Origin of the sequence: Prevotella amnii CRIS 21A-A (assembly GCF_000177355.1) — a bacterium.
Classification (GTDB): Bacteria; Bacteroidota; Bacteroidia; order Bacteroidales; family Bacteroidaceae; genus Prevotella; species Prevotella amnii.
The window spans coordinates 1-629 of record NZ_ADFQ01000103.1; the positions used below are offsets into that span (position 1 = coordinate 1).

Sequence of the window (629 nt, forward strand, 5' to 3'; positions counted from 1 at the left end):
TTTAAAAACAGAGTACTTGTAGTACAAAAAGAGAAACAAACCTTAGAAAAAGGTAGAATACTCTTTTTTTTTATACTTTATACCATAAAGATGTCTATCGTATACATTCTGCTCCAGAAAGGAGGTGTTCCAGCCGCACCTTCCGGTACGGCTACCTTGTTACGACTTAGCCCCAATTACCAGTTTTGCCCTAGGTCGATCCTTACGGTCACGAACTTCAGGCACCCCCGGCTTTCATGGCTTGACGGGCGGTGTGTACAAGGCCCGGGAACGTATTCACCGCGCCATGGCTGATGCGCGATTACTAGCGAATCCAGCTTCGTGGGGTCGGGTTGCAGACCCCAGTCCGAACTGAGAATGGTTTTTAGGATTAGATTGCACTTGCGTACAACCAACTCTCTGTACCACCCATTGTAACACGTGTGTAGCCCCGGACGTAAGGGCCGTGCTGATTTGACGTCATCCCCACCTTCCTCACACCTTACGGTGGCAGTATCTCTAGAGTGCCCAGCACTACCTGATGGCAACTAAAAAAAGGGGTTGCGCTCGTTATGGCACTTAAGCCGACACCTCACGGCACGAGCTGACGACAACCATGCAGCACCTTCACAAATGCCCCGAAGGGAATA

At 49.8% G+C, this 629-nt stretch carries 1 rRNA gene; it reads right to left on the reverse strand.

The window, feature by feature from the left end:
* Positions 1 to 117 precede the first annotated feature (117 nt).
* Positions 118 to 629 (reverse strand): 16S ribosomal RNA (locus HMPREF9018_RS09450); the annotation flags it as partial.